This is a genomic window from Roseibaca sp. Y0-43 (assembly GCF_020667835.1).
Lineage (GTDB): Bacteria > Pseudomonadota > Alphaproteobacteria > Rhodobacterales > Rhodobacteraceae > Roseinatronobacter.
This window is the reverse complement of record NZ_JAFMPR010000006.1, coordinates 236,022-262,279: the sequence shown is the minus strand read 5'-3', so window position 1 is coordinate 262,279 and position 26,258 is coordinate 236,022. Positions and strand designations below refer to the sequence as shown.

The following is a 26,258-nucleotide window of genomic DNA, read 5'->3' as shown; positions in this document are numbered from 1 at the left end:
AGGCTCCAGGACATGAATCCCCCATCCAGAATCGATCCCGTCGTCATCCGCAAGGGCAGATGCTCACTCCCTCAGTTCCAAACGCGATTCCCCTGATGCCATCAAGGAGCCAAAATACCGAGTGGTAGGCTATAAAAGCTATTGGAAATAAAAATCCAGTTATTAAGAAAAGAACCAGAGAGATATAGAGAATTTCAATGGAGAAGCGATCAACAAAGTCCGAAAGTGTAAAGAAGAATGGAGACTTTCCAGCGCGAAATAGAAAATATATCTCAACAAAAAGCAAGTTGAGCGCAACCTTTCCGCTCATTGAAAATGAGTAGCTTTTTAATTCCCCGTTCATGCAAAACTATCTCTCAAACATCCAACTCCTCCACAAACCGCGCGTTCTCGCTGATATACTGGAACCGTAATTCCGGCTTCTTGCCCATCAGCCGCTCGACAAGGTCCGATGTCTCCCCCGGCATGTCGTCATCGACCGACACGCGGATCAGGCGGCGGCTGGCCGGGTCCATCGTCGTTTCCTTCAAATCCTTCGCGTCCATCTCGCCCAAGCCCTTGAAGCGGGAGACGTCGATCTTGCCTTTGCCGCCCAAGCCCTCGGCCAGCAGCCTATCCTTCTCGGCCTCGTCCAAAGCGTAAACCCGCTTGGCCCCTTGGGTCAGCCGGAACAGGGGCGGGCAGGCCAGATACAGGTGGCCCGCGTCGATCATGGGGCGCATCTGGGTGTAGAAGAAGGTCATCAACAGTGCCGCGATATGCGCACCGTCCACGTCGGCGTCGGTCATGATGATGATCTTGTCATAGCGCAAATCATCCAGCCGAAACTTGGACCCGAGGCCCACGCCCATGGCCTGGCACAGATCGTTGATCTCTGCATTCGTGCTCAGCTTGTTCGACGCCGCCCCCAGCACGTTCAGGATTTTGCCGCGCAAGGGCAGCAGGGCTTGCGTGCGGCGGTCGCGGCCCATCTTGGCAGAGCCGCCCGCGCTGTCGCCCTCGACGATGAACAGCTCTGTGCCCTGTCGGTTGGTGGCGGAGCAATCGACCAGCTTGCCCGGCAGGCGCAGTTTCTTGGTCGCGGTCTTGCGCGAGGTTTCCTTTTCCTGCCGCCGCCGCAGCCGTTCTTCGGCGCGCAACACCAGAAAATCGAGGATCGCGCCCGCCGATTTGGGGTCGGCGGCCAGCCAGTTGTCGAAATGGTCGCGCACGGCCCCTTCGACCATGCGCGCGGCTTCCGTGGTGGCCAGCCGGTCCTTGGTCTGGCCCACGAATTCGGGTTCGCGGATGAAGCAGGACACAAGCGCGCAGCCGCCCGCCGCCATATCCTCGCGCGTGATCTGGGCGGCTTTCTTGTTGTTGGCGAGTTCACCGTAAGCGCGGATGCCCTTCAGGATCGCGGCCCAAAAGCCCGCCTCATGCGTGCCGCCTTCGGGGGTGGGGACGGTGTTGCAGTAGGATTGCACGAACCCGTCGCGCGCAGGTGTCCAGTTGATGGCCCATTCGACGGAACCGGGCTGGTTGAACTTGTCCTGAAAGCTGACCTTGCCGGCGAAAGGTTTGTCGGAATAGGTGACATTGCCGGTGAGTTGCTCGTTCAGGTAATCAGCCAGACCGCCGGGGAAGTGGAAGACGGCTTCGGTCGGGGTGTCGCCATCGGGGATGGCGGATTTCCAGCGGATTTCCACGCCCGAGAACAGGTAGGCCTTGGAGCGGACCATGTTGAGCAGGCGGGCAGGGCGGAATTTCAGCGCGCCGAAGATCTCGGCATCCGGGTGGAAGGTGACAGAGGTGCCGCGCCGGTTCGGCGCAGGCCCGACCTTGGCCACCGGGCCTTGGGGGATGCCGCGCGAGAATTCCTGCGCGTAAAGCTCGCGGTTGCGGGCGACTTCGACGCGCATGGTGTCCGACAACGCATTCACGACCGACGCGCCCACGCCATGCAGACCGCCCGATGTGGCATAGGCTTTGCCGCTGAATTTGCCGCCTGCGTGGAGCGTGCAGAGAATGACCTCCAGCGCGGATTTGTCGGGGAATTTGGGGTGCGGGTCGATGGGAATGCCGCGGCCATTGTCGCGGATGGTGATGGAGTAATCGGCGTGCAGTTCCACCTCTATGCGGTTGGCGTGGCCTGCCACAGCTTCGTCCATGGAGTTGTCGAGAACCTCGGCCACCAGATGGTGCAGCGCGCGCTCATCGGTGCCGCCGATATACATGCCGGGGCGTTTGCGGACGGGTTCCAGCCCTTCCAGCACCTCGATGGATGAGGCGTCATAGCTGTCGGCTTGCGGCAAAAGGTCGGACATGGGCGCACGATTCCATTTCTGTGTGGGAACACCACCAGTAGACCACCCAAGGCGCACAGGCGCAAGGGATTGGGGGCTGTGGCTTGGCTTGGGTGGCGGATCGGCAAGGTCATGGATCGGGCTTGCTGCGCTGCCGTGCCCGAATGCGCAACATGTGAAAAGCTTTCGGGCGGATTTGCGCAAGTTTCTGGCAATTTTGGCATTGACCCGCCAAGCTTCGCAACTTAGGTTGCGCCCTGCAATGCAAGGGAAAGCGGCAATGCGGAATGCACTTGTAATCGTAGTAGGAAAGATGCGCATGGGCCGGTAACGGACTTCCATAACGGAACCCCATGCGCCCCCGACGGAACCGGGGGCTTTTTTATTGCCGCGACCCGCGCTAAAGCGCCTTTGACATGACGGTGGATGGAGCAAACGATGACACGTCAGATGACCGGAGCCAAGATGGTGATCGAAGCCTTGAAGGATCAGGGCGTGGAAGTGATTTTTGGCTATCCGGGCGGCGCCGTGCTGCCGATTTATGACGAGCTGTTCCAGCAAAACGACATCAAGCACATCCTTGTGCGCCACGAACAGGGCGCGATCCACGCGGCCGAAGGCTATGCACGCTCGACCGGCAAGCCGGGCGTCGTGCTTGTGACCTCTGGCCCCGGTGCGACCAACACCGTGACCGGTATTGTCGACGCGCTGATGGATTCGATCCCGGTCGTGGTTCTGACCGGGCAGGTGCCGACCTTCATGATCGGGTCCGACGCGTTCCAAGAGGGCGACACCGTCGGCATTACCCGCCCCTGCACCAAGATGAACTGGCTGGTGAAGGAAACCGACAAGCTGTCGGCCACCATCCATGAAGCGTTCCATGTCGCCACCACGGGCCGCCCCGGCCCGGTGCTGGTCGATATTCCCAAGGATGTGCAATTCGCCACCGGCACCTATACCGAAAAAGCCGACACCCGCACCGGCCATTACGCGCCGCGCACCAAGGGCGACCCGGAAATGATCGCCCGCATGGTCGAGTTGATCGAGACGGCCGAGCGCCCGGTCTTCTACACCGGCGGCGGCGTCATCAATTCGGGCGACCGTGCCACCGAATTGCTGCGCGAATGGGCAGAGGCGACGGGCTTTCCGGTCACATCCACGCTGATGGGCTTGGGCTGTTACCCGGCATCGGGCAAGGCATGGCTGGGCATGTTGGGGATGCATGGCACCTATCAGGCCAACTGGGCGATGCATGATTGCGACCTGATGCTGAATATCGGCGCGCGGTTTGACGACCGCATCACCGGGCGGATCAACGCGTTCAGCCCCGGCTCTACCAAGGTGCATATCGACATCGACCCATCGTCCTTGAACAAGGTCATCCACACGCATGTGCCCATTATCGGTGACGTGGCCGAAGTGCTGGAAGAAGCCCTGGCGCTGTGGAAATCGCGCGGGGCCAAGGTGAACCGCGAAGCACTGGCCAAGTGGTGGAAGCAGATCGACGAATGGCGCGCGGTGGATTGCCTGGCCTACAAGCCCGGTACCCATGCCATTCGTCCGCAACACGCGATTGCCCGTCTGGAAGCCCTTACCAAAGGAATGGACCGCTATGTCACCACCGAAGTGGGCCAGCACCAGATGTGGGCGGCGCAATATCTGGGCTTTGAAGGGCCGAACCGCTGGATGACATCGGGCGGCTTGGGCACCATGGGCTACGGCGTGCCCGCGTCCATCGGCGTGCAGATCGCGCACCCGGATGCGCTGGTCATCAACGTGGCGGGTGAAGCGTCGTGGCTGATGAACATGCAAGAGATGGGCACCGCGATCCAGTATCGCGCGCCGGTGAAGCAGTTCATCCTGAACAACGAGCGCCTTGGCATGGTGCGCCAGTGGCAGGAACTCTTGCATGGCGAGCGCTATTCCAGCTCTTGGTCCGAAGCGCTGCCCGATTTCGTGAAGCTGGCAGAGGCCTTTGGCTGCAAGGGCATCCGCTGCGACAACGAGGCCGATCTGGACGACGCGATCCGCGAGATGCTGGCCTATGACGGCCCGGTGATCTTCGATTGCATCGTGGAAAAGCACGAGAACTGCTTCCCCATGATCCCCTCGGGCAACGCGCATAACGACATGCTGCTGGGCGACGCGGAAACCCAAGGCGTGATTGGCGCCAAGGGCGCGGTTTTGGTGTAAGGAAGAGATATGTCCCCCCTCAATATCCAGAAAGGCGCGTCGAAACATAGCGCCTATGACCTGCGCGACCCGAATGCAGAGGTGATCGAGACGCATACGCTTGCGGTGATCGTCGATAACGAATCCGGCGTTCTTGCGCGCGTGATCGGCCTGTTCTCGGCGCGCGGCTACAACATCGACAGCCTGACCGTGGCAGAGGTGGACCATCTGGGCCATTTGTCGCGCATCACGGTTGTCACCAGCGGCACGCCGCAGGTGATCGTGCAGATCAAGGCGCAGCTTGAGCGTATGGTCATCGTGCACCGCGTGCATGACCTGACGCTGGAAGGGCCGAACGTGCAGCGCGAACTGGCGCTGTTCAAGGTGAAGGGGAAGGGCGAGGCGCGGATCGAAGCGCTGCGTCTGGCAGAGATTTTCCGCGCCAATGTGGTGGATTCGACGCTGGAAAGCTTCGTGTTCGAGATGACGGGCACGCCGCAAAAGGTCGATGCCTTTGCCGAATTGATGCAGCCCTTGGGGCTGATCGAGGTGGCGCGCACCGGGGTCGCCGCGATTTCGCGCGGGGTCTGAGCCCCAAGCAAAAGGCCGCCCCTGATCGGGCGGCCTTTGTCGTTTCTTGTCTGTGTCTTAGGCGACCGAGACCACTTCCACCGCAAAGGTCAGCGCCTTGCCGGCCAGAGGGTGGTTGGCGTCGAGCGTCACGGTCGTCTCTGTCACCTCGGCCACCTGCACCGGAATTTGCCGCCCGTCCGGCGTCTGCATGTTCAGCATCGTGCCCAGATCCAGCGGAATCTCTGCCGGGATCTGCTCGCGTGGCACTTCCTGCCGCGCTTCGGGGTGGTAGTCGCCATAGGCCTCGGCGGCGGCGATGGTCACGGATTTCGTCTCGCCCGTGGCCATGCCGTCAATGGCGCGGTCCAGCCCCGGAATGATCTGGCCCGACCCAAGCGTGAATTCCAGCGGATCGCGGCCTTCGGAGCTGTCGAAGACGGTGCCGTCGTCCAGCGTGCCGGTGTAGTGAATGCGAACGGTCTTGCCCGCGGTTGCGTGCGTCATGGGGTTTCCTTCCGATTTCGGGAGTGGATTGCTCGAGGCGCGCAGTCTCGCGCGGTTGCTCTTGGCCCAAACCTGCCAAGAGCGCGCCCGAATGTAAACCCCGCCGCCTTTGCCTGCTTGACGGGTCAGCGCCAAGCCGCCATACCCCGCGCCGCGACAGGGGGGCATCATGGCCGAGCAGGAACGCAATTTCTACGGGCGCATCAAGGGCAAGGCGCTGAAGCCCGCGCAGCGGCGGTATCTGGACGAAGACCTGCCCGCGCTGGAATTGCGGGGCGTATCCCGTGACGAAAACCCTGAGCGCAATCCTGTGGATCCGGCCAGTTTCTTTGGCGACGCGCGGCCCCTGTGGCTGGAAGTGGGCTTCGGCGGGGGCGAGCATCTGGTTCATCAGGCCGCGCGCAACCCCGGCGTGGGCATCATTGGCTGCGAGCCGTATATCAACGGCGTTGCCATGGCGCTGGGCAAGATCCGCGCCGCCGGGGTTGCGAACTTGCGCTTGTATTCGTGGGATGTGCGTGACTTGTTCGATGTCCTGCCCGATGCCTGTCTGGACCGCGCGTTTCTTCTCTATCCCGACCCGTGGCCCAAAGCGCGCCACCATCGCCGCCGCTTTGTTACGCCCGATCACCTGTTGCCCTTGGCGCGGGTCATGACGCCCGGTGCCATTTTCCGCGTGGCGACCGACATTCCCGATTACGTGCGCCAGACCATGGAAGAGGTGCCGCAAGCCGGGTTCACCTGCCTGACGCCCGACCCGGCCGATTGGGCGCAGCCATGGGACGATTGGCTGTCCACGCGCTACGAGCAAAAGGCGCTGCGCGAGGGGCGGCGGCCGCATTACCTGACCTTCCGACGGGACGGCTAGGCCCGCCGCCTAGGGGCTTGCCAGCTTGCGCACCGCTCCCATGAAGGTGATGCCGTGGTCGAACTGCCCGTAGCGCAGGAATTCCAGCACTTCGGCCAGAACGATCGGGTTCGACATGATGAAGGTATGGGACGTGGGCAGCACGATATGGTCGGTCATGCCGGCAAGCTTGGTGCTCTCGATCGACACCTTGCCGTCATCCGCGCCGTCGATCAGCGCAGAGGTCAGCGGGTTCAGCGACAGATCGCCCGCGATCACGCCCAGTTCGTAATCGGGAAATTCGGGCAGTTGGTTGGGCGTTGCATCGCGCGAAGTGCCCAGCTCCAACCCCGCTGGTCCGTTGATCCATTCGAACGCGTCAATGTCGGAAAACACGTCCACCAGTTCCGACCCGTGATTGGGCGGGGCCAGCATGACCACGCGGCCCATCTGTTCGGGGCGGTTGCGCTCCAGCCAAGCGCGGGCAAGGATGCCGCCCATGGAATGCGTGACGAAATGCACCGGGCCCGCGCCGCATTGCGCAACGCCGGTGCCGACATGGTCCACAAGCTCGGCAATCGGCGCGGCGGTCGACGGGTAGCCTTGGTTCACCACCTGAAAACCGTGCAGGTCCAGCACCTCTTCCATCACCAGCATGGAGGTTTCGGTCCGCGCCAGCCCATGCAGCAGCAGCACGCAATCGGCGGCGGCGGGCAGGGGGGCAAGGGCGGCGATCAGGGCAATGGCTTTCATGTGCCACATATATGGTGGCACAAGGGGATGTGCCAGAAGAACGGAGTGCCCCATGCCGACCCCGCGCCTTGCCGTGCGTGCGCTGATCCTGCACCAGAACCGCTTGCTGTTGGTCAATGCCTGGCCCGATGGCAAAAGCGATCTGTGGTGCGCGCCCGGTGGCGGGGTCGAGCGCGGGCAATCGCTGCCCGACAACCTGAAGCGCGAAATCCACGAGGAATGCGGCTTGCAGATTGCCGTGGGCGCGCCTTGCCTTGTGAACGAGTTTCACGACCCCAAGGGCAGTTTTCACCAGGTGGACATCTATTTCCACGCCACGATCATCGGCGGCCAGATAGACCCCGCGTGGCGCGACCCCGAAGGCGTGGTCACTGCGCGGCGTTTCGTGACAGAGGCAGAGCTGCGCGGCCTGCGCTTCAAGCCCGACAGCCTGCCCGATCTGGCCTTTGGCAGCGATGGGGATGCGGCCAGCGCGTTTTATGACCCGCTAGAGCCGATTGTGCTGTAGCGCGGGCGGGGCTGGATTGGCTTTGCATTGACATTCCCTGTCCGGGTCTCACATGTAAGCCCGCATCACTGGAAAGCGCATCGCGCAAGTCATTTCGAGGAATTCATGGCCGTTGTCGTCGTCGAATCGCCTGCCAAGGCCAAGACAATCAACAAATATCTTGGGTCTGGTTACACGGTTCTCGCCTCTTACGGGCATGTGCGCGACCTGCCGCCCAAGGACGGGTCGGTCGATACCGAGCATGATTTCGACATGAAATGGGAGGTGGCGAGCGATTCGCGCAAGCACCTCAAAGCCATTGCCGAAGCGCTGAAAGACGATAACGAACTGATCCTTGCGACCGACCCCGACCGCGAGGGCGAGGCGATTTCGTGGCACCTGACCGAGGCGCTGACGAAGTCGAAGGCGCTGAAGAAAACGACGCCCGTGAAGCGCGTGGTGTTCAACGCGATCACCAAAACCGCCGTGACAGAGGCGATGAAAGCCCCGCGCGATGTGGATATGCCCTTGGTGCGCGCCTACCTGGCGCGGCGCGCGCTGGACTATCTGGTGGGCTTCAACCTGTCGCCGGTGCTGTGGCGCAAGCTGCCCGGTGCGAAATCGGCGGGGCGGGTGCAATCGGTGTGCCTGCGCCTGATCGTCGAGCGCGAGATGGAGATAGAGGCCTTTCGCGCACAGGAATACTGGAGCGTGGACGCCGCACTTGCCACCCCGCGCGGGGCAGAGTTCAGCGCGAAACTGGTCAGCCTTGCGGGCAAGAAGCTGGACAAGTTCGACCTGAACAACCAGACGGCGGCGGAAATGGCGGTTCAGGCCGTCACCTCGCGCGATCTGACCGTCACCTCGGTCGAAGCGAAGCCCGCCAGCCGCAACCCCTCGGCCCCGTTCATGACCAGCACGTTGCAGCAGGAAGCCAGCCGCAAATTCGGCATGGGCGCGAAGCACTCCATGAGCACCGCGCAACGCCTGTATGAGGCGGGTTACATCACCTATATGCGGACCGACGGGATCGACATGGCCCCCGAAGCCGTGATGGCCGCGCGCGATGTCATCAAGGACCGCTACGGGGCAGATTATGTGCCGTCCTCGCCGCGCATGTATAAGAACAAGGCCAAGAATGCGCAGGAAGCGCATGAATGTATCCGCCCGACCGACATGGCGGTCAGCCCCGACAAGTTGAAGGTCACGGATGCCGACCAGCGCAAGCTTTACGACCTGATCTGGAAGCGCACCATCGCGGGCCAGATGGAAGCCGCGCGGCTGGAGCGCACGACGGTCGAGATCGGCTCGAAAGACGGGCAGGTGGGTCTGCGCGCGACGGGGCAGGTGGTGCTGTTCGACGGCTTTCTGAAGGTCTACGAAGAAGGCCGCGACGATGTGGTCGATGACGACGACAAGCGCCTGCCGCAATTGTCCGAAGGCGACAAGCTGACCAAGCGCAGCATTACGCCCGAGCAGCATTTCACCCAGCCGCCGCCCCGCTACACAGAGGCGACGCTGGTCAAGCGCATGGAAGAGCTGGGGATCGGGCGTCCGTCCACCTATGCCAGCATCGTGACGACCATTCAGGACCGGGGCTATGTCATCAAGGACAAGAACCGCCTGATGCCAGAGGACAAGGGCCGCCTGGTCACGATCTTTCTGGTCAATTATTTCAAGCGCTACCTGGAATACGATTTCACCGCCGCGCTGGAAGAGAAGCTGGACGACATTTCGGCGGGCGAGGCTGACTATAAGGAAGTGCTTGACCAGTTCTGGCGCGATTTCTCGGCCGCGATTTCCGAAACCGCCGATCTGCGCATCACAGAGGTGCTGGACAAGATCGACGAGGTTCTGGCGCCGCAGCTTTACCCCCCGCGCGAGGATGGGACCGATCCGCGCATCTGCCCCAAATGCGGCGAAGGGCGGTTGCATCTGAAAACCGCGCGCTCTGGCGGGGCGTTCATCGGTTGCGGAAACTACCCCGAATGCCGCTTCACTCGCCCGATTGGCGTGACGGACGAGGCAGAGGCGGAACTTTCGGGCGACGGCAAGCTCTTGGGCCATGATGCGGGCGACCCGATCAGCCTGCGCACCGGGCGTTTCGGCCCCTATGTGCAGCGCGGCGAGGCCACGAAGGAAGACCCGAAACCGCCCCGTGCGTCCTTGCCGAAAGGGTGGGAGATTGACAGCATCGACCTTGAAAAGGCGCTGATGCTTCTGTCGCTGCCGCGCCCCGTCGGCCCGCACCCCGATGACGGCGAGATGATCGAAGCGGGGATCGGACGCTACGGCCCCTTCGTGAAGCACGGCAAGAAATACGCCAACCTGCCCGAGGTGGACGAGGTGTTCACCATCGGCATGAACCGCGCGGTCGAGGTGCTGGCCGCCAAGCCCGAGCGCGGTCGCGCGGCGGCGGCGGAACCGCTGAAAACCTTGGGTGACCACCCCGATGGCGGCGCGATTGCCGTGATGAAGGGGCGCTATGGGCCATATGTGAAATGGGAAAAGATCAACGCGACCTTGCCCAAGGATATGGAGCCGGAAAGCATCACGCTGGAACAGGCGCTGGAACTGGTGAACGCCAAGGCCGCGACCAAGGGCAAGAAAAAAGCCCCCGCAAAGAAGCCCGCTACCAAGAAGGCAGCCCCGAAGAAAGCCGCCACCAAGGCAAAGGCCAAAAAGGCCGAGTGAAATTTGACAATTACACCTGACAGTTGATCTGTCAGGTTGCTTCATATTGACTCTGCCCTTGGGGCAGGTCAGTGATGAGGGAACAAAAAACTCGGGGACGAATGTCATGCAGAAAGTTTTCGGCTCTGCCGCCGAAGCCCTTGATGGCTTGCTGTTCGATGGGATGACCATCGCATCGGGCGGGTTCGGGCTGTGCGGTATCCCGGAACTGCTGATCGCCGCCATTCGCGACGCGGGCACCAGGGATCTGACCTTTGCCTCCAACAATGCCGGTGTCGACGGGTTTGGCTTGGGCGTGCTGCTGGAAAGCCGCCAGGTCAAGAAGATGATGTCGTCCTATGTGGGCGAAAACGCCGAATTCATGCGCCAATACCTGTCGGGAGAGCTGGAGCTGGAATTCAACCCCCAAGGCACTTTGGCCGAACGGATGCGCGCGGGCGGTGCGGGAATTGCCGGGTTCTATACCAAGACCGGCGTGGGCACCCAGATCGCCGAAGGCAAGGAACATAAAGAGTTCAACGGCGAGACCTATATTCTGGAAGAAGGCATTTTCGCCGATCTGTCCATCGTGAAAGCCTGGAAGGCTGACACGACTGGCAACGCGATTTTCCGCAAGACTGCCCGAAATTTCAACCCGCCTGCCGCGAAATGTGGCAAGGTCTGTGTGCTTGAGGTGGAGGAAATTGTCGAACCGGGCACGCTGGACCCGGATGCGATCCATCTGCCGGGGATTTACGTGCACCGCCTGATTCAAGGCGAACACGAAAAGAGAATTGAACAGCGCACCACGCGCGCGGCGTAACGAGGGAAGGCGATGGAAGGACAAACGCTTTCAAGCGCATTGGGCACGAATGAAGCTTTTTCGGGCTTCTCACGGCTGAGCATTGCAATGGTGCTGACCGACCCGAACCAGGACGACAACCCCATCGTTTACGTCAATGACGCGTTCGAGCGCACGACCGGTTACAGCAGCGCCGCCGCCGTGGGGCGCAATTGCCGTTTCCTGCAAGGCGAAAAGACCGACAAGCGCGACGTGGACCGCATTCGCGCGGCGATCGAGGCGCGGCGCGAAGTGTCGGTCGATATTGTCAATTACCGCGCCAATGGCACTCCGTTCTTCAACCGGCTGATTATCGCGCCGATCATGGATGAAGAGGGCGAGCCGGTCTTCTTCTTCGGTATCCAGAAAGAACTGACCGAAACCGACCGCGGGGCCGACAACCGCATCACGGTCGACAATCTGGCGGTGGTTCAGAACCTTGTGCAGCGCGATCTGGCGCTGATCCTGACCAGCCTGCGCGAACCCGCCGCGAATGACGACATGTCCACCCGGCGCGAATTGGAAGCCCTGCCGCGCCGACTGGAGACGTTGCAACTGGTCTATGAGGAAATGCGCCTGACCGGCGGGGCCGACGGGCGCGGCAAGATTGATTTGGGCACATTGCTGGGCCGCGTCTCTGCCGCGATTGCGCATGACGAGGGGCGCGCGGGCATCCGCTTTGTCCAGACAGTCGAGCGTGCCGAGATCACGCTGGACCACGCCACGCGCATTGCCATGATCGTGTCCGAAACCCTGCACAACGCCTTTGCTCACGCCTTCAACCTGCAAGACGAGGGTCGGATCGAGATGCGCGTCACCAACCTGTCGGGTGGGGGCGTGCGGATCATGGTCAGCGACGATGGCGAAGGTCTGCCCGCCGATGTGAACTGGCCCAGCGAGAAATACGCCGGTGGCCGCTTGGTGCGCGGCCTGCTGGACGGGCTGGACGCCACGCTGAACGTGGTGCGCGGTGCCGCGGGGTCCGTGGTGCTGCTGGACGTGCCGGTGAATTTCGAGTCCTGAACGCTGGAAGGAAGGCTCATGCCCTGGGATCGCAACCAGATGGCCGCACGCGCGGCGCAGGAACTGGAAGACGGGATGTATGTGAACCTCGGCATCGGGATACCGACGCTGGTGGCGAATTACATTCCCGAAGGCGTGCAGGTCACGCTGCAATCGGAAAACGGGATGCTGGGCATCGGCCCTTTCCCGACCGAGGATGAAATCGACCCAGACCTGATTAACGCGGGCAAGCAGACCGTTACGGCGCTGCCGCATACCGCCTATTTCGACAGTGCCGAAAGCTTCGCCATGATCCGGGGCGGCAAGATCAACATGGCGATCCTGGGCGCGATGGAAGTGGCCGAGAATGGCGACATCGCGAACTGGATGATCCCCGGCAAGCTTGTGAAGGGCATGGGCGGCGCGATGGATCTGGTCGCGGGCGTGAAGCGCGTGATCGTGGTGATGGACCACACCAACAAGGCAGGCGAATCGAAGCTTTTGAAGCAATGCACCCTGCCGCTGACGGCCACGGGCGTCGTGAAGCGCATCATCACCAATCTGGGTGTGCTGGACGTGGTCGAAGGCGGCCTGAAGATCGTGGAATGCGCCGATGGCGTGACAGAGGATGAAATTCGCGCGGCGACCGAGGCGACGATCGTCAATTAACCCGACTGCGCGATCTTGAACACGCAAGGGTCACTGGGCAATTCCGGCACAGTGGCGCACAGGCCGCGGGCGACCTGCCACGCGGCCAGCACCTTTGGCACGTAGTCGCGGGTCTCGGCATAGGGGGGCACGCCGCCATTGCGGTCCACCGCGCCCTCGCCCGCGTTATAGCCCGCCAGCGCCAGCACCACGTCATTTCCGAAACGTTCCATCAGCCAGTGTAGGTATTGCACGCCGCCCTTTATGTTCTGCGCGCTGTCGAATGGGTCAGTCACGCCGAAGCGTTCGGCGGTGGCGGGGATAAGCTGCATCAACCCTTGGGCATTGGCGGAGCTGACCGCATCGCTGCGCCCTGCCGATTCGACAGAGATGACCGCCAGCGCCAGCGCGGGCGAAACGCGGGTGCCGACCGTGGCGAGCAGGATGGCGGGGGCGTGCGCCTCTGCGATGTTTTGCAGGTCTTGCAGGCGGGGGGCGCGCGTCGTGGCACCGGGGGGCGGGGCCGAAAGCACGTCGCGCGCGGCCAGAAAGCGCCCAACATCCGGCCCGCCGCTGGGGGGCACGCGGTCCCAGAACCATGCGAATTGGCCCACGGGGCCGCTTTCGGGCCGCGCCGCTTCGGCGGAGGGCGGCGTTTGCGGCACGCGCGGGGCTGCCGCCAGACGCGCGGCCTGTTCTTCGGGGTTGATCTGCACGGTGATGCGCCGCCCGGCGCCACCTTCGCCCACCGCGATGCGTCGGAAGGTGAAATCGCCCTGTGGCTGCTCTTGTGGCTGCTCTTGCGCGGGCGCAAGGGCTGGCCATGCCACCACGCAAAGGGCGGCCAAAAGGCTGCGATCCAACGTCATCGGGTTTACTGCTCTTTTATATTTTGTGCCTAAAGATGCCCATATGGTGCCGATTTATCCAGCAGAATCGAAATGGCCCGCCGACGGGTGTGGCCCCAAAACCGCGCCAATTGGGCGGCTGACCGAAACAATTCTTACTATTCACGCGATTGTCCCGCGTTCCCGAACTCTTCCTGAGTCGAGCCGTGCAAAGGTTCTGAAATGGTCAGAAACGTGCCCAAATCCCGCCATGGTTCGGGGGCTATATGGGTCTCAGCCAAGCGGTGAACGACCAAACACCATTTTAGAGTAACCGGTTCGGCTGAGTAGAAACTGTTCAAACGTTGGAGACTTAACATGAAACTGTTCGCAAACATCAAAAACTTCGCCGCTGACGAATCTGGTGCCGTGACCGTCGACTGGGTTGTGCTGACCGCCGCTATCGTGGGTCTGGGCATCGCCGTGATCGCTTCGGTTCGTACCGGCACCACCGACCTGGCAACCGACATCCAGACCTCGCTGTCGGGTGCGACTGTGCCTGGTCTCGGGACACTGGGTTACGGCACGGTTACTGCCGAGTAACCTGATTCAGGCCATGTCTTGCTGGGCGCCCGACTTCAGGGCGCCCTTTTCACTTTTGCCGTGCGACTTTCCCGACGCGCGCCTCGACAGTCGAATCGGCGGCAATCTCCGATTTTTCGTCTCGTCCCGAACAACAATCCGCCACATTCGGCGGGCATCGTTTCTGGGTAAAGAGGTCCGCATCACGTCGGATCACGTGAGTTGAAAGGATATGATTATGCGCATCGTTTTCGGAGCTGTCCTTGTCGCGGGCTTGGGTCTGGCCGGCGTCGCGGCGTATCAGACCCAAAACTACATCTCTGGTATGCAAGCAGAACTGGTCGAGGCGCGGGCAAACGCGAACACCGCCACCATGGTCAACGTGTTCCTTGCAAAACGCCCCATGACCTATGGCGAGGTGCTGACGCGCGAGGACGTGCTGGTCGCGCCCTTCCCGGATTATGCCGTGCCCGAAAACGCGCTGACCGATGTCGCGCAGCTTTTCCCCGGCAATACCGACGAACGCATCGTGCTGCGCACCATGGATGAAAAGGAAATGATCCTTGCCAGCAAGCTGACGGCACCGGGCAAGGAAGCGGGTATCACCTCGCATCTCAGCGCGGGGATGCGGGCGTTTACCATCCCGGTCAACCAGATCAGCGGTGTCGCGGGCTTCCTGCGCCCCGGCGACCATGTCGATGTGTTCTGGTCGGGCCGCCGCAATGGCAACGAGGAATTCACCCAGCTGATCCAGTCGCAACTGCGCATCATCGCGGTGGACCAATCCGCCGACATGGACCGCACCGACAAGGTGCGCGTGGCCAGCAACGTGACGGTCGAGGCTACCCCGGAACAGGCTGCCGCGCTGGCGCTGGCCCAAGGCTCGGGCCGGTTGTCGCTGGCGCTGGTGGGCGTGGGCGATACCGAAGTGTCGGGCGATGTCGAGATGACGCAGGACCGCCTGCTGGGCGTGGTGCGCCAAGAAGAAGTGGTGGAAGAAACCTGCCACATCCGCACCCGTCGCGGCAATGAACTGGTGCGTATCGAAATCCCGTGCACCAACTGATCTTGGCCGAAATTCACCACCAACCGGGCCTGTGCCACTGCACGGGGCCGGTTTTTGGTTAAGATCGCGCTGCTAGATCGGCCATATCGTCACCCTGTGGCTACAATATCTCGGGTTGCAAGACGGTTGCGTTGCAGTTTTCACATAAAGAAAGCACCGCAACCATCTGGATTCTTGATAAGTTATGCCAGTTCGGGCATAGTCGTGCAAAATAATGGGCAAAGCCCGAGCAGTTTTCAAAGGCAGGCAACCAATGCGTTTCAAGAGATTGGCAGTCGTACTGCTGGCCGTCACCGGCCTTGCGCTGGCGCAAGGCGCGCCTGTTTCGGCGCAAACGGTTCGGGTGATCGACGGCGATTCCGCGTCGACCCTGCGCGTTCCCATGAACCGGGCCGTGGTGGTCGAAACCGAACAACCCTTTGCCGAATTGTCGATTGCGAACCCCGGCATTGCCGATATTTCGACCCTGTCGGACCGTTCCATCTACGTGCTGGGCAAAACGCCGGGCCGCACGACCCTGACGGTTCTGGGGCTGGATGGCGGGCTGATGTCGAATGTCGAGGTGCAGGTGACGCCCGACATCGCGGAATTCCGCGAGCGGCTGCGTCAGATACTGCCGAACGAAAAAATCGAGGTGCGCACCGCGAATGACGGGATCGTGCTGTCGGGCACGGTTTCGACGCCCGCGCGTCTGGATGCCGCGTTCCAGCTTGCGCAGCGCTACGCGCCCGACCGTGTGTCGAACCTGATGAGCGTGGGCGGCACGCAGCAGGTCATGCTGAAGGTGCGCTTTGCCGAAATGCAGCGCGGCATCGGCAAGACGCTGGGCGGAAGCGTTCGTGTCAACAGCGGCACAAACACGCTTAGCAGCGGCAACTACGCCACACCCTCGCCGACCAGCCCCGCGGGCACGCTTGGCTTTACCATCGGCGGCGGCAGCCTGACCGCGCAGGTTCTGATCGAAGCGCTGGAAACTCAAGGCATGGCCCGCACGCTGGCGGAGCCGAACCTGACCGCGCTGTCGGGGCAGGAGGCGTCCTTCCTCGCCGGGGGCGAATACCCGATCCCGGTGCTTGAGGACGGCAATGTCACCATTCAATACAAGCCCTTCGGCGTAGAGCTGACCTTTACCCCGCGGGTGCTGGAAGACAACATCATCAACCTTGCGCTGGAAGCGGCGGTCAGCTCGCTCGATGGGACCAACACGGTGTCCATCGGCGGCACAGTGGTGAACGCCTTCCGCCGCCGCGAAACCCAGACCACGGTAGAGCTGCGCGACGGCGAGAGTTTTGCCATCGCGGGCCTGCTGGAGGATGATTTCCGCGCCGGATCGACCTCTGTGCCGTGGTTGTCGGAACTGCCCATCCTGGGCGCGCTGTTCCGCAGCGCCAATTACCAGCGTAGCCAGACAGAGCTTGTCATCATCATTACCGCGCATCTGGTCACACCCACGCGGGGCGAGGCGCTGATGCTGCCGACCGACCGTGTGCGCCCGCCGACCGAGCGTGAGCTGTTCCTGAACGGTCAGATGACGTCGCGCAGCAGCGGTGCCGTGGGCGAAGTGGCCCGGCAGGAATTCGGCGGGTCTTACGGGTATGTAATGGAATGACCGTCGCCCATTCAGGTGATGCAGGAGCGTGTCATGAGCTTTAGCAGACGTTTTTTTATACTGGGTACGGCGAGCGTCGGGCTATCGGCCTGTAGCGGGTCGTTCAACCGCGAAGCCGGGATCACGCTGGACGAGGGCGGCTTCGGCAACCCAAGCATGCACAACCACCTTGTGCAAACCGGGCGCATCAGCCTGGCAGAGATCATGACCCGACGGTTCCATGACGAAGTGCAGTCGATGGTCAATTTCGACTTCGGAAGCGCTACGCTGTCCGACGAAGCCCACGCCATCCTGCGCCAACAGGCCGACTGGATGAAGCAGTTCCCGGAGCTGCGCTACACGATCTATGGCCATACCGATGCCGTCGGGTCCGACGCGTTCAACCAGCGCCTTGGCCTGCGCCGGGCGCAGGCGGTGCGGCGCTATCTTGTCTCGCTGGGCGTGCCCCATCGCAGCATCATCGCGGTCGTCTCGCGTGGCGAGCGTCAGCCGCTGATCGTCAGCGAAGGCCGCGAACCGGCCAACCGCCGCACCGTGACAGAGATTTCGGGCGCAATCCGGCGCGGTCGTGACGTGATGAACGGTGAATATGCCCGCGTCATCCAGCGTGAATACGTCGCCTCGGCCACAGAGGTTCACGGGACAGCCCAGTAACCGCATGTTGACCAAGACGAAAAAAACCCGGCCAGACGCGACCGCCTTGGCCGGGTTTTTTATTTCCGTTTCATCACTTGCCGAACAATTATAGCCATTTGGCCCAATTCTCGCCCGATTTATCGACAATCTTGTCTCAACACTTTTAGCCCTATCCTGCCTGCACGCGATTCTGTGTCGGTTGGGGCCGGGGCGCAAAAAGATCATCAGGACGAATGCCATGAGCGCACAGTCACAAGCAAAAGCGAATTTGATCCGGGCCTGCACGGTTTCTCGTGACGTTCAGAATTTTGATCTGCTGATCGAAGACATGGAAACCGAGTATGGCGAGGATTGGGGCGATCTGACATTCGCAGAGGCCCATGCGTTCATGGATGCGCCAGAGGCCGGCGCTCTGGATGTGATCGCCATCGCGCTCGATGACGCGGATGAGCCGTCGACGCCGCTGGTGCGCAGCATTATCGAGAAGGCATCGGCGCGCGGTATTCACATCCTGCTTATTGCCGAAGCGCTTTCGCCCATCCTGCTGCACCAATTGCTGCGGGCCGGGGCAGAGGATTTCGTGCCTTATCCCTTGCCGGAAAACGCCCTGCATGACGCGATCGAGCGGCTGCACCGCGCTGAAGCGCAACAGGCCGCGAACCTGAACGCCGCGGCCCCTGGCGCGCAGGGCAGCGCCGGCGCGAAGGATGGCGCGGTTCTGGTGGTGCAAGCCTTGTGCGGCGGCGCTGGCGGCACGAATTTCGCGGTCAACCTGGGCTGGGAATTGTGCCAGCTTGCGAAGAACCGCACGCATAGCGTTTGCGTGCTGGATTTCGATTTCCAGTCCGGCTCTGTCGCGACCTACCTGGACCTTGCCCGCACGGAAAAGGTTTACGAATTGTTGTCGCAAACTCACAGCATGGATAGCGACGCCTTCTTCGCCGCGCTTCAGGTGTTCAAAGAGAAGATGTATGTCCTGACCGCCCCGTCGGACATGCTGCCGCTGGACCTGCTCAGCCCCGACGAGATCGAGCGCATCATCAGCGTTGCCAAGTCGCATTTCGACTATGTCGTGATCGACCTGCCGCGCGCGGTCATGCACTGGACAGAGACGGTGCTGAACATGTCGGACGTGTTCTTCGCGCTGCTGGAACTGGACATGCGCTCGGCGCAGAACACGCTGCGGATGCTGCGCGCGCTGAAAGCCGATGGCATCGACCTGAGCAAGCACCGCTTCATGTTGAACCGCGCGCCGAAATTCACCGATCTGAGCGGAAAATCCCGTGCCAAGCGCATGTCGGAAAGCCTGGGCATTACCCTTGTCGGCAACCTGCCCGATGGCGGCGCGCAGGTGCGCGACGCCAATGACCACGGCCTGCCGCTGGCCGAATTCGCCGCCAAGAACCCGCTTCTGAAAGAAATTCGCAAGCTTGCCACCGAATTGCACGATGCAACGACCGCGGCGCATAAACTTGCCGCAGAGTAACGAGGAAAGCCATGTTTTCACGCTATCGCAAGAATGCCGAGGCAACGGCAACGCCCGTTCGCCCCTCTGCCGTCGGCCCCGCGCGCAACGCCACGCCAGAGCAGCGCAAGCCGGAAACCGACGCGCGCCCGGTCAAACCCGTGGCCAAGGCGGTTCCGGCAACGCCCGAGATGTCCTCGAAAGAAGCGCAGCGCCAACTGCGGATGAACAAGGTCAAATCCGACCTGCACCGCCGCCTGCTGGACAACCTGAACCTGTCCGCGCTGGACAATGCCAGCGAATCTGAGCTGCGCTCAGAGATTAACGCGATCGTCGCCGAAGCGCTGGCCGAGATGGATGTCGTGCTGAACAGCGAAGAGCGCGCGACGCTGAACCGTGACCTGTTCTTCGAGGTGATGGGCCTTGGCCCGCTGGAGCCGCTGCTTCAGGACGACAGTGTGAACGATATCTTGGTGAACGGCCCGAAAAAGGTGTTCGTGGAACGTGCGGGCAAGCTGGAGCTGACAGATGTCACCTTCCGCGACGAACGCCACCTGCTGCGCATCATCGACAAGATCGTGTCGGCGGTGGGCCGCCGGGTCGACGAATCGAACCCCTATGTCGATGCGCGCCTGGCCGATGGCTCGCGCTTCAACGCCATGGTGCCGCCGGTCGCGGTGGATGGCTCGCTGGTCTCCATTCGTAAGTTCAAGAAGGAAAAGCTCAGCGTCGATGACCTGGTGAATTTCGGTGCCTTCTCGCCCGAGATGGCGCTCTATCTCGAAGCCGCGGTCTCTACGCGCCTGAACGTCATCGTCTCTGGCGGGACCGGCTCTGGTAAAACCACCACGCTTAACGCTTTGTCCAGCTTCATCGGCCATTCTGAACGTGTCTTGACCATCGAGGATACGGCGGAATTGCAGCTTCAGGGTGAACATGTCGGGCGTATGGAAAGCCGCCCCGCCAATATGGAAGGCAAGGGTGCCGTCACCCAGCGCGACTGTCTGCGCAACGCGCTGCGGATGCGTCCGGACCGCATCATCGTGGGCGAAACGCGGGGCGAGGAAGTGATCGACATGTTGCAGGCCATGAACACAGGCCATGACGGGTCCATGACCACGATCCACGCCAACTCTGCGCGCGACGGGATCAGCCGTCTGGAAAACATGGTTGCGATGGCGGGCATCGAAATGCCGCTGAAAGCCGTGCGCAGCCAGATCGGTTCGGCTGTGAACCTGATCGTGCAGGTCTCGCGCCTGCAGGACGGCTCTCGCCGGATGATGTCGATCACAGAGATCACCGGCATGGAGGGTGAGATCATCACGATGCAGGAAATCTTCCGTTTCGAGCGCACGGGCATCGAACCCGACGGCAAAATCCTTGGCCATTTCACCGGCACCGGGCTGCGCTCGCATTTCGCGGACCGCTTCAAGCGCTGGGGCTTCGATCTGCCCTCGACCATCTATGACCAGGTAAAGGCGTAATCCCATGGAACTCTCGCTTAGCCCACTGATTTATATTGCTATTTTCGGCTCTGTCCTGCTGGTCATCCAAGGGCTTTACCTTGTCATGTTCGGGCGCAGCATCGAACATGATTCCAAGATGAACCGCCGGTTGGACCTGATGTCCAAGGGTAAATCCAAGAAAGACGTGCTGGAACAGCTGCGCAAGGAGCGCTCGGTCCATGGCGAAGGGTTCTCGATCCCGCTTTATGGTCTGCTGTCGGAACGCGCGCAAAAGGCCAATATCGCCTTTAGCCCCACGCAGCTTATCATGCTGATGGGCGGGCTGAGCGTGTTCAGCTTTGTCATGCTGACCATGGGCACCAGTGCCCCCGTCGCCGTGCGTCTGGCCATCGCGATCGGCATGGGTGTGGGCGGCGTGTTTTTCTGGGTATCCAGCAAGGCGAAGAAGCGCATCACCGCCATCGAGAGTCAATTGGCCGAAGCAGTGGACCTCATGGTGCGCAGCCTGCGCGTTGGTCACCCGTTCAGCGCCGCGCTTGGCATCGCCGCAGAGGAGATTGCCGACCCGCTGGGCACCGAACTGGGCCTGATCGCGGATGAGGTTGCCTATGGCCGTGACGCGGGCGAGGCCTTGGGCGAATTCGGCAAACGCGTTGGCCTGCCCGATATCGGCTTCCTGTCGGTCGCGGTCTCTATCCAGCAGAAATCCGGCGGCAACCTTGCGGAAATCCTAGATGGTTTGGCCAAGGTGATCCGCGCGCGTTTCAAGCTTTTCCGCCGTGTGCGTGCGATCACGGCAGAAGCGAAATGGTCGGGCATGTTCCTGTCGGGCTTTCCGATCCTTGCGATGATCATGATTCAGGTCATCAAGCCGGATTATTACGACCCGGTGAAGGGCACGCCGCTCTATATTCCGCTGGCGATCGTGGTCTGCATGTTCCTTGTCATCAACGTGCTTTACATGCGCAAGATGACGGACATCAAAGTGTAACCCGCTGAAAAGTTAGGAAAAGTAAGATGTTCGACATGTTTTCAGGTGGGTTCGGGACGATCATGCTTCTGGGGGTTGCCGGCCTAGTGCTGGTGGCTATCGCCGGCTTGGCCGCCCTGCGCGACACGTCCGACGACCCGATGAGCAAACTCAAGGAGCAAACCCAGTCCGCGGGCCGTGCCAGCAAGCGGGCAGAGGCGAACAAGGCGCTGCGCCGCAAGGAAAGCGCGGGGTTTGCGGGGCTTGAGAAATATGCGAAATTCCTCGAACCCGAAAACGAGAAGGAATTGTCGGCGGCGCGCCAGCGCATGATCCAGGCGGGCTACCATGGCAAACACGCGGTGCGTGATTTCCAGGCGCTTCAGTTCATCCTTGCGGTTGGTATGTTGCTGGCTTCGCTTCTGGTTGTCTTCGTCCTGCTGCCAGAGAAGTTCGAGAGTATGCCGATGCGCGCCGCGGCCTTGGTGTTGCCCATGCTGGTGGGCTATTACGGCCCGCGCCGCTGGATCGAACGCCGCGTAGAGGCCCGCAAGGAAGAGATCATCTCCGGCTTTCCCGATGCGCTCGACATGATGCTGATCTGCGTCGAGGCGGGGCAGTCGCTGGACCAGTCGATCCAGCGTGTCTCGCAGGAGATCGGCGCGACCTATCCGGCGCTTGGCGAAGAACTGGGCACAGTCAGCGAGCAGGTGAAAGCCGGGCGCGAACGCAGCGAAGTGCTGAAGGATCTGGCCAAGCGCTGCGATATTTCCGACATCACCAGCTTCACGACCGTGATGATCCAGGCCGCGGCCTACGGCACCTCGATCACCGACGCGCTGCGGGTTTTCGCGGCAGAGATGCGCGACAAGCGGATCATGCGGGCCGAGGAAAAGGCCAATATCCTGCCCACCAAGATGACGCTGGGCACCATGATGTTCACTGTCCCGCCCTTGCTCATCATCTTGATCGGCCCGTCGGTTGTGGGCATCATGACCGAACTGAGCGGCAGTAACATAACGGGCATGTAATGCTGCATCGAACCCTTGCGCTCGCGCTTTTAGGCCTCGCTTCGGCCTGTGCACCGTCCTCTCCGGGGGGCGGTGACGGCGTTGCGGCGCTTGGCTCCGGGCCGGACCAGATCGCGGCGCGGCGCGGCGATATCTCCGAGGCGGTGGACGGGCTTGTGGTCGGGCACCGGCTGATGGCGGCAGGCGAGTTCGAACTGGCGTTGCGTGCCTATTACCGCGCCTCTGCGGAACGTGGCGTGACTGTCGATATCCTGTCCGCCATCGGCTCTGCCAATTTGCGCCTAGGCCGCGTGCAACAGGCCGAACAAGTGCTGCGCCGGGCGCTGGAACAGGACGAAACCTTTGTTCCGGCGCATAACAATCTGGGTGTCGCGCTGGCCGAACAGGGCAAATGGGGCGAGGCTGGGCTGCATTTTCGCAACGCTTTCGCATTTGATAGCGGAAGATCGTCCGAAATTCGCGAAAATCTGCGTTTGGCAATCGAAAAAACCAAAGAAACCGGGTATCTTGAAGGTGAGGCACACCAGCTTTCGCTGGTGCGGCGCGGACAGGGCAGGTTCCTGCTGCTGGAAACGCCGTTATAACGAGCAATGAGGACGCAAAAATGCGCCAACTGATCTTGATGACGCTGCTATCGGGCAGCGTGTTCGTCCTGTCGGCCTGTGACGGCAGCAGACAGGCAAACGTCACCCGCGCCATAGATGCGGTGAATGCTGTCGACCAGAAGAACGTGGCCGAGCTGATGCTGGCATCGGGCAACCCGGACGAGGCGGTGGCCTATTTCGCCGAGCAGGTAGACCGCAACCCCGAGGACATTGCCAACCAGCGCGGTTTGGCCCGGTCGCTGGTGCGCGCGGGCCGCCTGGCCGAAGCGATCCCGACATGGCGCAAGGTCGCGCAACACCCCGAGGCGACCCAAGACGATAAGGTCATGCTGGCAGAAGCGCATATCCGCGCGAATGACTGGGCCGAGGCTGAGGCGGTTTTGAACACGGTCCCGCCCACGCATGAAACCTTCGACCGCTACCGGCTGGAAGCGATGATCGCCGACGGCAAGAAGGATTGGAAAAAGGCCGACCATTTCTATGAAACCGCCGCCGGGCTGACGACGCGCCCCGCTGGTGTGTTCAACAACTGGGGCTTTTCCAAGCTGACGCGCGGTGCCCCGCGCGAGGCGGAGCAATTGTTCACGCAGGCGCTTCAGCACGATCCGCACCTGTTCACGGCCAAGAACAACATGGCGCTGGCGCGCGCGGCTCAAGGCAATTACAGCCTGCCGCTGGTCCGGATGAGCCAGCAGGAACGCGCGATGTTGCTGCACACGATGGCGATTGCCGCGATCCGCAAGGGCGATGTGAATGTCGGCCGCACGCTTCTGCAAGAGGCGATCGACACCCATCCGCAGCATTACGACGAGGCCGTGCGCGCATTGCGAGCGCTTGAAGGGGGGCAAGGGTGATGGCGCTTTCGGCACAGGCAGCGCTCTGGTTCCTGCCCTTCGTCGCCCCGATCGCGGTCTGGGTCGCTTGGAGCGATATGAAATGGATGAAGATCCACAACTACGCGGTGCTGGCGCTGGCCGCCGTCTACTTGCTGATCGGCCCGTTGGCCCTGCCGCTAGAGACATGGGCCTGGGGCTGGGCCAGCCTTGGCCTGGTTCTTGTCGTCGGCTTCGTGCTGAACATGGTCGGCCTGCTGGGCGCGGGCGACGCGAAATTCGCCGCCGCCATGGCACCTTTCGTCGCGCTTGGTGACTTGAGCAGTTTTCTGATGTTGTTAGCCAGCGTCATCATGGTCAGCTTCATCGCACATCGCCTTGCCCGGCGGTCATCGGCCATTGTCGGCATGGCCCCAGCTTGGGAAAGCTGGCACCGCCGCGAGTTTCCGCTTGGCTTGGCCTTGGGCCCAAGCCTGCTGTTCTACCTTGCTCTCGCGGCCGGGATCGGCGCGACCGCTTAGCTTGTTACGCGCCCGCAGCGCCTTGCGGGTTTGGAGTATCGGATATGAACGCCCATGCATCGCCCGTCGCTGCCCCGCCGGTTCCGCGTAATCTGGACGCCACCGGCCTGACCAATGTCATGATGCGGGACATCCTGCTGAAGACGATGTATCGCATGTCGCTGTCGCGCATTTCCGAGATCGCGCGCAACATTTGCCTGCCCATCCCGCAAACGATTGAACTGATTGACCTTTGCCGCAAGGAGCGCTTGCTGGAGGCGACGGCAAGCAGCAGCATAAGCGGATCTGGAGAGGCCGGGTTCCAGCTGACAGAGGCCGGCAAGGCGCGCGCCCTGAATGCGCTGTCGCAATCGGAATATTACGGCGCGATGCCGGTGCCGCTGGAAGCTTATGCCGAGCAGATCAAGAAGCAATCCATCCGCAATATTCAGGTCACGCGCCGCCAGTTGCAGATCGCGATGGGCGACCTGATCCTGCCGCCGACATTGATGGACGATCTTGGCCCCGCGGTCAGCTCAGGGCGGTCCATCTTGCTGTATGGGCCGCCGGGGAACGGGAAATCCTCGATCTCGAACGGTATTCGCGCGGCCATGGGCGACCGGATTTACGTGCCCCGCGCCGTGTGCCATGCCGGGCAGGTCATCAGCGTCTACGACCCGATCGTGCACACGATGGTCGAAACCTGGGTCGATGACCCGAACCTGCTGCGCCAGACCGGCAACCGGTTCGATGCGCGCTACGTCTTTTGCGAACGCCCGACGGTTATCACCGGCGGCGAGTTGACGCTGTCGATGCTGGACCTGACCTTCAACCCGGTGTCGCGGACATACCAGGCGCCGTTGCAGTTCAAGGCCACCGGGGGCGTGTTCATCATCGACGACCTAGGCCGCCAGGAAGAGCCGCCGCAGGCCATCGTCAACCGCTGGATCGTACCGATGGAGATGAATTATGACATTCTGGCCCTGCAATCGGGCGAGAAATTCGTGGTCCCCTTCGACACGCTGGTGATCTTCTCGACCAACTTCCACCCGAACGAGATTTTCGACCAGGCGGCGTTGCGCCGGATTTTCTACAAGATCAAGATCGACGGGCCCAGCCAGCAGGATTTCCTGAAGATCTTCGCGCTCGTGGCCAAGAAGCGCGGCATTCCGCTGAACGAAGATGCGATCATCCACCTCATCAAGAAGAAATATCCGACGATCAACAATGTCTATGCGAATTATCAGCCGATCTTCCTGATCGACCAGATGATCGCGATCTGCGATTTCGAGGGCAAAAGCCGCCGCATGACGCCCGAACTGATCGACCGGGCGTGGAAAAACATGTTTGTCGAGATGGAAAAGATCACGCGCTAGGCGTTATTCGATCTCTGCGGCGCGGGCTTCGAGCACGTCGAAGGGCACGCCGGGTTCCAGCTTGGCGCCGCGAATGACGAGCGAGGTTTTGACCGTTATCACGTTATCGGCGGCCAGCAATTCCTCTGTCAGGAAGCGCTGGAAGGTCGACAGATCCGGGGCCACACACTTCAGGATGAAGTCGATTTCACCGTTCAGCATGTGGCATTCGCGCACAAGCGGCCAGTCGCGGCACCGCTGTTCGAAGCGGGCAAGATCGGCTTCGGCCTGACTGTTCAGGCCGACCATCGCGAAGACCTGCACCTCGAAGCCTAGATCGCGGCTGTTGACCTGCGCGTGATAGCCGCGGATGAACCCGGCCTCTTCCAGCGCGCGCACACGGCGCAGACAGGGCGGCGCAGAGATGCCGACGCGCTTTGCCAGTTCGACATTGGTCATCCGACCATCGGCCTGCAATTCGGCCAGAATCTTGCGATCAATCGGATCTAGCTTGCCGCCCGACATTTC

Annotated in this window: 26 protein-coding genes; 20 read left to right on the top strand and 6 right to left on the bottom strand. The window is 61.7% G+C overall.

The features are described 5' to 3' along the window. Positions 1 to 43 precede the first annotated feature (43 nt). Positions 44 to 343: a hypothetical protein gene (locus J1C52_RS10165; RefSeq protein WP_227427821.1), complete on the bottom strand. Its 300-nt coding sequence runs from the start codon at positions 341 to 343 to the stop codon at positions 44 to 46. Positions 344 to 356: 13 nt separating this feature from the next. After that, positions 357 to 2,306, bottom strand: a complete 1,950-nt coding sequence (parE, locus tag J1C52_RS10160; RefSeq protein WP_227427820.1) for a DNA topoisomerase IV subunit B — start codon at positions 2,304 to 2,306, stop codon at positions 357 to 359. 417 nt (positions 2,307 to 2,723) lie between these two features. On the opposite strand from parE, the gene J1C52_RS10155 reads away from it, so the two are divergent. Then, on the top strand, positions 2,724 to 4,478 hold the full coding sequence (locus tag J1C52_RS10155) for an acetolactate synthase 3 large subunit (RefSeq protein ID WP_227427819.1): 1,755 nt from the start codon (positions 2,724 to 2,726) through the stop codon (positions 4,476 to 4,478). A gap of 9 nt (positions 4,479 to 4,487) precedes the next feature. Further along, positions 4,488 to 5,048: an acetolactate synthase small subunit gene (gene ilvN / locus J1C52_RS10150; RefSeq protein ID WP_227427818.1), complete on the top strand. Its 561-nt coding sequence runs from the start codon at positions 4,488 to 4,490 to the stop codon at positions 5,046 to 5,048. A gap of 57 nt (positions 5,049 to 5,105) precedes the next feature. Here ilvN and J1C52_RS10145 read toward each other — a convergent pair whose 3' ends face one another. After that, positions 5,106 to 5,534, bottom strand: a complete 429-nt coding sequence (locus J1C52_RS10145; protein ID WP_227427817.1) for an FKBP-type peptidyl-prolyl cis-trans isomerase — start codon at positions 5,532 to 5,534, stop codon at positions 5,106 to 5,108. A gap of 169 nt (positions 5,535 to 5,703) precedes the next feature. On the opposite strand from J1C52_RS10145, the gene trmB reads away from it, so the two are divergent. Beyond that, positions 5,704 to 6,402 carry a tRNA (guanine(46)-N(7))-methyltransferase TrmB gene (trmB, locus tag J1C52_RS10140; protein WP_227427816.1) on the top strand — a complete coding sequence of 233 codons (699 nt, stop codon included), beginning with the start codon at positions 5,704 to 5,706 and terminating at the stop codon, positions 6,400 to 6,402. 9 nt (positions 6,403 to 6,411) lie between these two features. Here trmB and J1C52_RS10135 read toward each other — a convergent pair whose 3' ends face one another. Further along, positions 6,412 to 7,134, bottom strand: coding sequence for an alpha/beta fold hydrolase (locus J1C52_RS10135; RefSeq protein WP_227427815.1), 723 nt, complete (start codon positions 7,132 to 7,134; stop codon positions 6,412 to 6,414). A gap of 52 nt (positions 7,135 to 7,186) precedes the next feature. On the opposite strand from J1C52_RS10135, the gene J1C52_RS10130 reads away from it, so the two are divergent. From J1C52_RS10130 to J1C52_RS10110, 5 genes are all read left to right on the top strand, one after another. Further along, complete coding sequence (locus tag J1C52_RS10130; RefSeq protein ID WP_227427814.1) at positions 7,187 to 7,642, top strand: NUDIX domain-containing protein; 456 nt, start codon at positions 7,187 to 7,189, stop codon at positions 7,640 to 7,642. A gap of 105 nt (positions 7,643 to 7,747) precedes the next feature. After that, positions 7,748 to 10,315 carry a type I DNA topoisomerase gene (topA, locus tag J1C52_RS10125; protein ID WP_227427813.1) on the top strand — a complete coding sequence of 856 codons (2,568 nt, stop codon included), beginning with the start codon at positions 7,748 to 7,750 and terminating at the stop codon, positions 10,313 to 10,315. Positions 10,316 to 10,421: 106 nt separating this feature from the next. Beyond that, on the top strand, positions 10,422 to 11,117 hold the full coding sequence (locus J1C52_RS10120) for a CoA transferase subunit A (protein WP_227427812.1): 696 nt from the start codon (positions 10,422 to 10,424) through the stop codon (positions 11,115 to 11,117). A gap of 12 nt (positions 11,118 to 11,129) precedes the next feature. Further along, positions 11,130 to 12,158: a PAS domain-containing protein gene (locus J1C52_RS10115; RefSeq protein ID WP_227427811.1), complete on the top strand. Its 1,029-nt coding sequence runs from the start codon at positions 11,130 to 11,132 to the stop codon at positions 12,156 to 12,158. An 18-nt stretch (positions 12,159 to 12,176) separates the two neighbouring features. After that, complete coding sequence (locus tag J1C52_RS10110) at positions 12,177 to 12,806, top strand: CoA transferase subunit B (RefSeq protein WP_227427810.1); 630 nt, start codon at positions 12,177 to 12,179, stop codon at positions 12,804 to 12,806. Here J1C52_RS10110 and J1C52_RS10105 read toward each other — a convergent pair. Further along, positions 12,803 to 13,654: a lytic transglycosylase domain-containing protein gene (locus tag J1C52_RS10105; RefSeq protein ID WP_227427809.1), complete on the bottom strand. Its 852-nt coding sequence runs from the start codon at positions 13,652 to 13,654 to the stop codon at positions 12,803 to 12,805. The genes J1C52_RS10110 and J1C52_RS10105 overlap by 4 nt on opposite strands. A gap of 336 nt (positions 13,655 to 13,990) precedes the next feature. Between J1C52_RS10105 and J1C52_RS10100 the strand changes: the two genes are divergently transcribed. The 12 genes from J1C52_RS10100 to J1C52_RS10045 all read left to right on the top strand — a co-directional run bounded on the left by J1C52_RS10100 (position 13,991) and on the right by J1C52_RS10045 (position 25,751). Next, positions 13,991 to 14,215 (top strand): Flp family type IVb pilin, encoded by a 225-nt coding sequence (locus tag J1C52_RS10100; protein WP_227427808.1) that lies wholly within the window; start codon positions 13,991 to 13,993, stop codon positions 14,213 to 14,215. Positions 14,216 to 14,432: 217 nt separating this feature from the next. Beyond that, positions 14,433 to 15,260, top strand: coding sequence for a Flp pilus assembly protein CpaB (gene cpaB / locus J1C52_RS10095; protein ID WP_227427807.1), 828 nt, complete (start codon positions 14,433 to 14,435; stop codon positions 15,258 to 15,260). Positions 15,261 to 15,513: 253 nt separating this feature from the next. After that, on the top strand, positions 15,514 to 16,869 hold the full coding sequence (locus tag J1C52_RS10090; RefSeq protein WP_227427806.1) for a type II and III secretion system protein family protein: 1,356 nt from the start codon (positions 15,514 to 15,516) through the stop codon (positions 16,867 to 16,869). 33 nt (positions 16,870 to 16,902) lie between these two features. Next, entirely contained in the window at positions 16,903 to 17,523 is a 621-nt protein-coding gene (locus tag J1C52_RS10085) for an OmpA family protein (protein WP_227427805.1), read from the top strand. A gap of 220 nt (positions 17,524 to 17,743) precedes the next feature. Next, positions 17,744 to 18,991 (top strand): AAA family ATPase, encoded by a 1,248-nt coding sequence (locus J1C52_RS10080; RefSeq protein WP_227427804.1) that lies wholly within the window; start codon positions 17,744 to 17,746, stop codon positions 18,989 to 18,991. An 11-nt stretch (positions 18,992 to 19,002) separates the two neighbouring features. Next, a complete protein-coding gene (locus tag J1C52_RS10075; RefSeq protein WP_227427803.1) occupies positions 19,003 to 20,454 on the top strand; it encodes a CpaF family protein in 1,452 nt (483 codons plus the stop codon). A gap of 4 nt (positions 20,455 to 20,458) precedes the next feature. Then, positions 20,459 to 21,427, top strand: a complete 969-nt coding sequence (locus J1C52_RS10070; RefSeq protein WP_227427802.1) for a type II secretion system F family protein — start codon at positions 20,459 to 20,461, stop codon at positions 21,425 to 21,427. A gap of 26 nt (positions 21,428 to 21,453) precedes the next feature. Further along, positions 21,454 to 22,437, top strand: coding sequence for a type II secretion system F family protein (locus tag J1C52_RS10065; RefSeq protein ID WP_227427801.1), 984 nt, complete (start codon positions 21,454 to 21,456; stop codon positions 22,435 to 22,437). Beyond that, positions 22,437 to 23,021 carry a tetratricopeptide repeat protein gene (locus J1C52_RS10060; RefSeq protein ID WP_227427800.1) on the top strand — a complete coding sequence of 195 codons (585 nt, stop codon included), beginning with the start codon at positions 22,437 to 22,439 and terminating at the stop codon, positions 23,019 to 23,021. The genes J1C52_RS10065 and J1C52_RS10060 overlap by 1 nt, the downstream gene beginning before the upstream one ends. A 20-nt stretch (positions 23,022 to 23,041) precedes the next feature. Then, positions 23,042 to 23,896, top strand: a complete 855-nt coding sequence (locus J1C52_RS10055; RefSeq protein ID WP_227427799.1) for a tetratricopeptide repeat protein — start codon at positions 23,042 to 23,044, stop codon at positions 23,894 to 23,896. Further along, on the top strand, positions 23,896 to 24,396 hold the full coding sequence (locus J1C52_RS10050; protein WP_227427798.1) for a prepilin peptidase: 501 nt from the start codon (positions 23,896 to 23,898) through the stop codon (positions 24,394 to 24,396). Before J1C52_RS10055 ends, J1C52_RS10050 begins: the two co-directional genes overlap by 1 nt. A gap of 44 nt (positions 24,397 to 24,440) precedes the next feature. Further along, positions 24,441 to 25,751 carry an ATPase gene (locus J1C52_RS10045; RefSeq protein ID WP_227427797.1) on the top strand — a complete coding sequence of 437 codons (1,311 nt, stop codon included), beginning with the start codon at positions 24,441 to 24,443 and terminating at the stop codon, positions 25,749 to 25,751. A gap of 3 nt (positions 25,752 to 25,754) precedes the next feature. On the opposite strand, the gene J1C52_RS10040 is transcribed toward J1C52_RS10045, so the two are convergent. Beyond that, positions 25,755 to 26,255 (bottom strand): Lrp/AsnC family transcriptional regulator, encoded by a 501-nt coding sequence (locus tag J1C52_RS10040; RefSeq protein WP_227427796.1) that lies wholly within the window; start codon positions 26,253 to 26,255, stop codon positions 25,755 to 25,757. Positions 26,256 to 26,258: the final 3 nt, after the last annotated feature.

Excerpts from the sequence above, each read along its gene's own strand:
- J1C52_RS10165 (WP_227427821.1), bottom strand. The coding sequence starts at position 343 with ATGAACGGGGAATTAAAAAGCTACTCATTTTCAATGAGCGGAAAGGTT.
- parE (WP_227427820.1), bottom strand. The coding sequence starts at position 2,306 with ATGTCCGACCTTTTGCCGCAAGCCGACAGCTATGACGCCTCATCCATC.
- J1C52_RS10155 (WP_227427819.1), top strand. The coding sequence starts at position 2,724 with ATGACACGTCAGATGACCGGAGCCAAGATGGTGATCGAAGCCTTGAAG.
- ilvN (WP_227427818.1), top strand. The coding sequence starts at position 4,488 with ATGTCCCCCCTCAATATCCAGAAAGGCGCGTCGAAACATAGCGCCTAT.
- J1C52_RS10145 (WP_227427817.1), bottom strand. The coding sequence starts at position 5,534 with ATGACGCACGCAACCGCGGGCAAGACCGTTCGCATTCACTACACCGGC.
- trmB (WP_227427816.1), top strand. The coding sequence starts at position 5,704 with ATGGCCGAGCAGGAACGCAATTTCTACGGGCGCATCAAGGGCAAGGCG.
- J1C52_RS10135 (WP_227427815.1), bottom strand. The coding sequence starts at position 7,134 with ATGAAAGCCATTGCCCTGATCGCCGCCCTTGCCCCCCTGCCCGCCGCC.
- J1C52_RS10130 (WP_227427814.1), top strand. The coding sequence starts at position 7,187 with ATGCCGACCCCGCGCCTTGCCGTGCGTGCGCTGATCCTGCACCAGAAC.
- topA (WP_227427813.1), top strand. The coding sequence starts at position 7,748 with ATGGCCGTTGTCGTCGTCGAATCGCCTGCCAAGGCCAAGACAATCAAC.
- J1C52_RS10120 (WP_227427812.1), top strand. The coding sequence starts at position 10,422 with ATGCAGAAAGTTTTCGGCTCTGCCGCCGAAGCCCTTGATGGCTTGCTG.
- J1C52_RS10115 (WP_227427811.1), top strand. The coding sequence starts at position 11,130 with ATGGAAGGACAAACGCTTTCAAGCGCATTGGGCACGAATGAAGCTTTT.
- J1C52_RS10110 (WP_227427810.1), top strand. The coding sequence starts at position 12,177 with ATGCCCTGGGATCGCAACCAGATGGCCGCACGCGCGGCGCAGGAACTG.
- J1C52_RS10105 (WP_227427809.1), bottom strand. The coding sequence starts at position 13,654 with ATGACGTTGGATCGCAGCCTTTTGGCCGCCCTTTGCGTGGTGGCATGG.
- J1C52_RS10100 (WP_227427808.1), top strand. The coding sequence starts at position 13,991 with ATGAAACTGTTCGCAAACATCAAAAACTTCGCCGCTGACGAATCTGGT.
- cpaB (WP_227427807.1), top strand. The coding sequence starts at position 14,433 with ATGCGCATCGTTTTCGGAGCTGTCCTTGTCGCGGGCTTGGGTCTGGCC.
- J1C52_RS10090 (WP_227427806.1), top strand. The coding sequence starts at position 15,514 with ATGCGTTTCAAGAGATTGGCAGTCGTACTGCTGGCCGTCACCGGCCTT.
- J1C52_RS10085 (WP_227427805.1), top strand. The coding sequence starts at position 16,903 with ATGAGCTTTAGCAGACGTTTTTTTATACTGGGTACGGCGAGCGTCGGG.
- J1C52_RS10080 (WP_227427804.1), top strand. The coding sequence starts at position 17,744 with ATGAGCGCACAGTCACAAGCAAAAGCGAATTTGATCCGGGCCTGCACG.
- J1C52_RS10075 (WP_227427803.1), top strand. The coding sequence starts at position 19,003 with ATGTTTTCACGCTATCGCAAGAATGCCGAGGCAACGGCAACGCCCGTT.
- J1C52_RS10070 (WP_227427802.1), top strand. The coding sequence starts at position 20,459 with ATGGAACTCTCGCTTAGCCCACTGATTTATATTGCTATTTTCGGCTCT.
- J1C52_RS10065 (WP_227427801.1), top strand. The coding sequence starts at position 21,454 with ATGTTCGACATGTTTTCAGGTGGGTTCGGGACGATCATGCTTCTGGGG.
- J1C52_RS10060 (WP_227427800.1), top strand. The coding sequence starts at position 22,437 with ATGCTGCATCGAACCCTTGCGCTCGCGCTTTTAGGCCTCGCTTCGGCC.
- J1C52_RS10055 (WP_227427799.1), top strand. The coding sequence starts at position 23,042 with ATGCGCCAACTGATCTTGATGACGCTGCTATCGGGCAGCGTGTTCGTC.
- J1C52_RS10050 (WP_227427798.1), top strand. The coding sequence starts at position 23,896 with ATGGCGCTTTCGGCACAGGCAGCGCTCTGGTTCCTGCCCTTCGTCGCC.
- J1C52_RS10045 (WP_227427797.1), top strand. The coding sequence starts at position 24,441 with ATGAACGCCCATGCATCGCCCGTCGCTGCCCCGCCGGTTCCGCGTAAT.
- J1C52_RS10040 (WP_227427796.1), bottom strand. The coding sequence starts at position 26,255 with ATGTCGGGCGGCAAGCTAGATCCGATTGATCGCAAGATTCTGGCCGAA.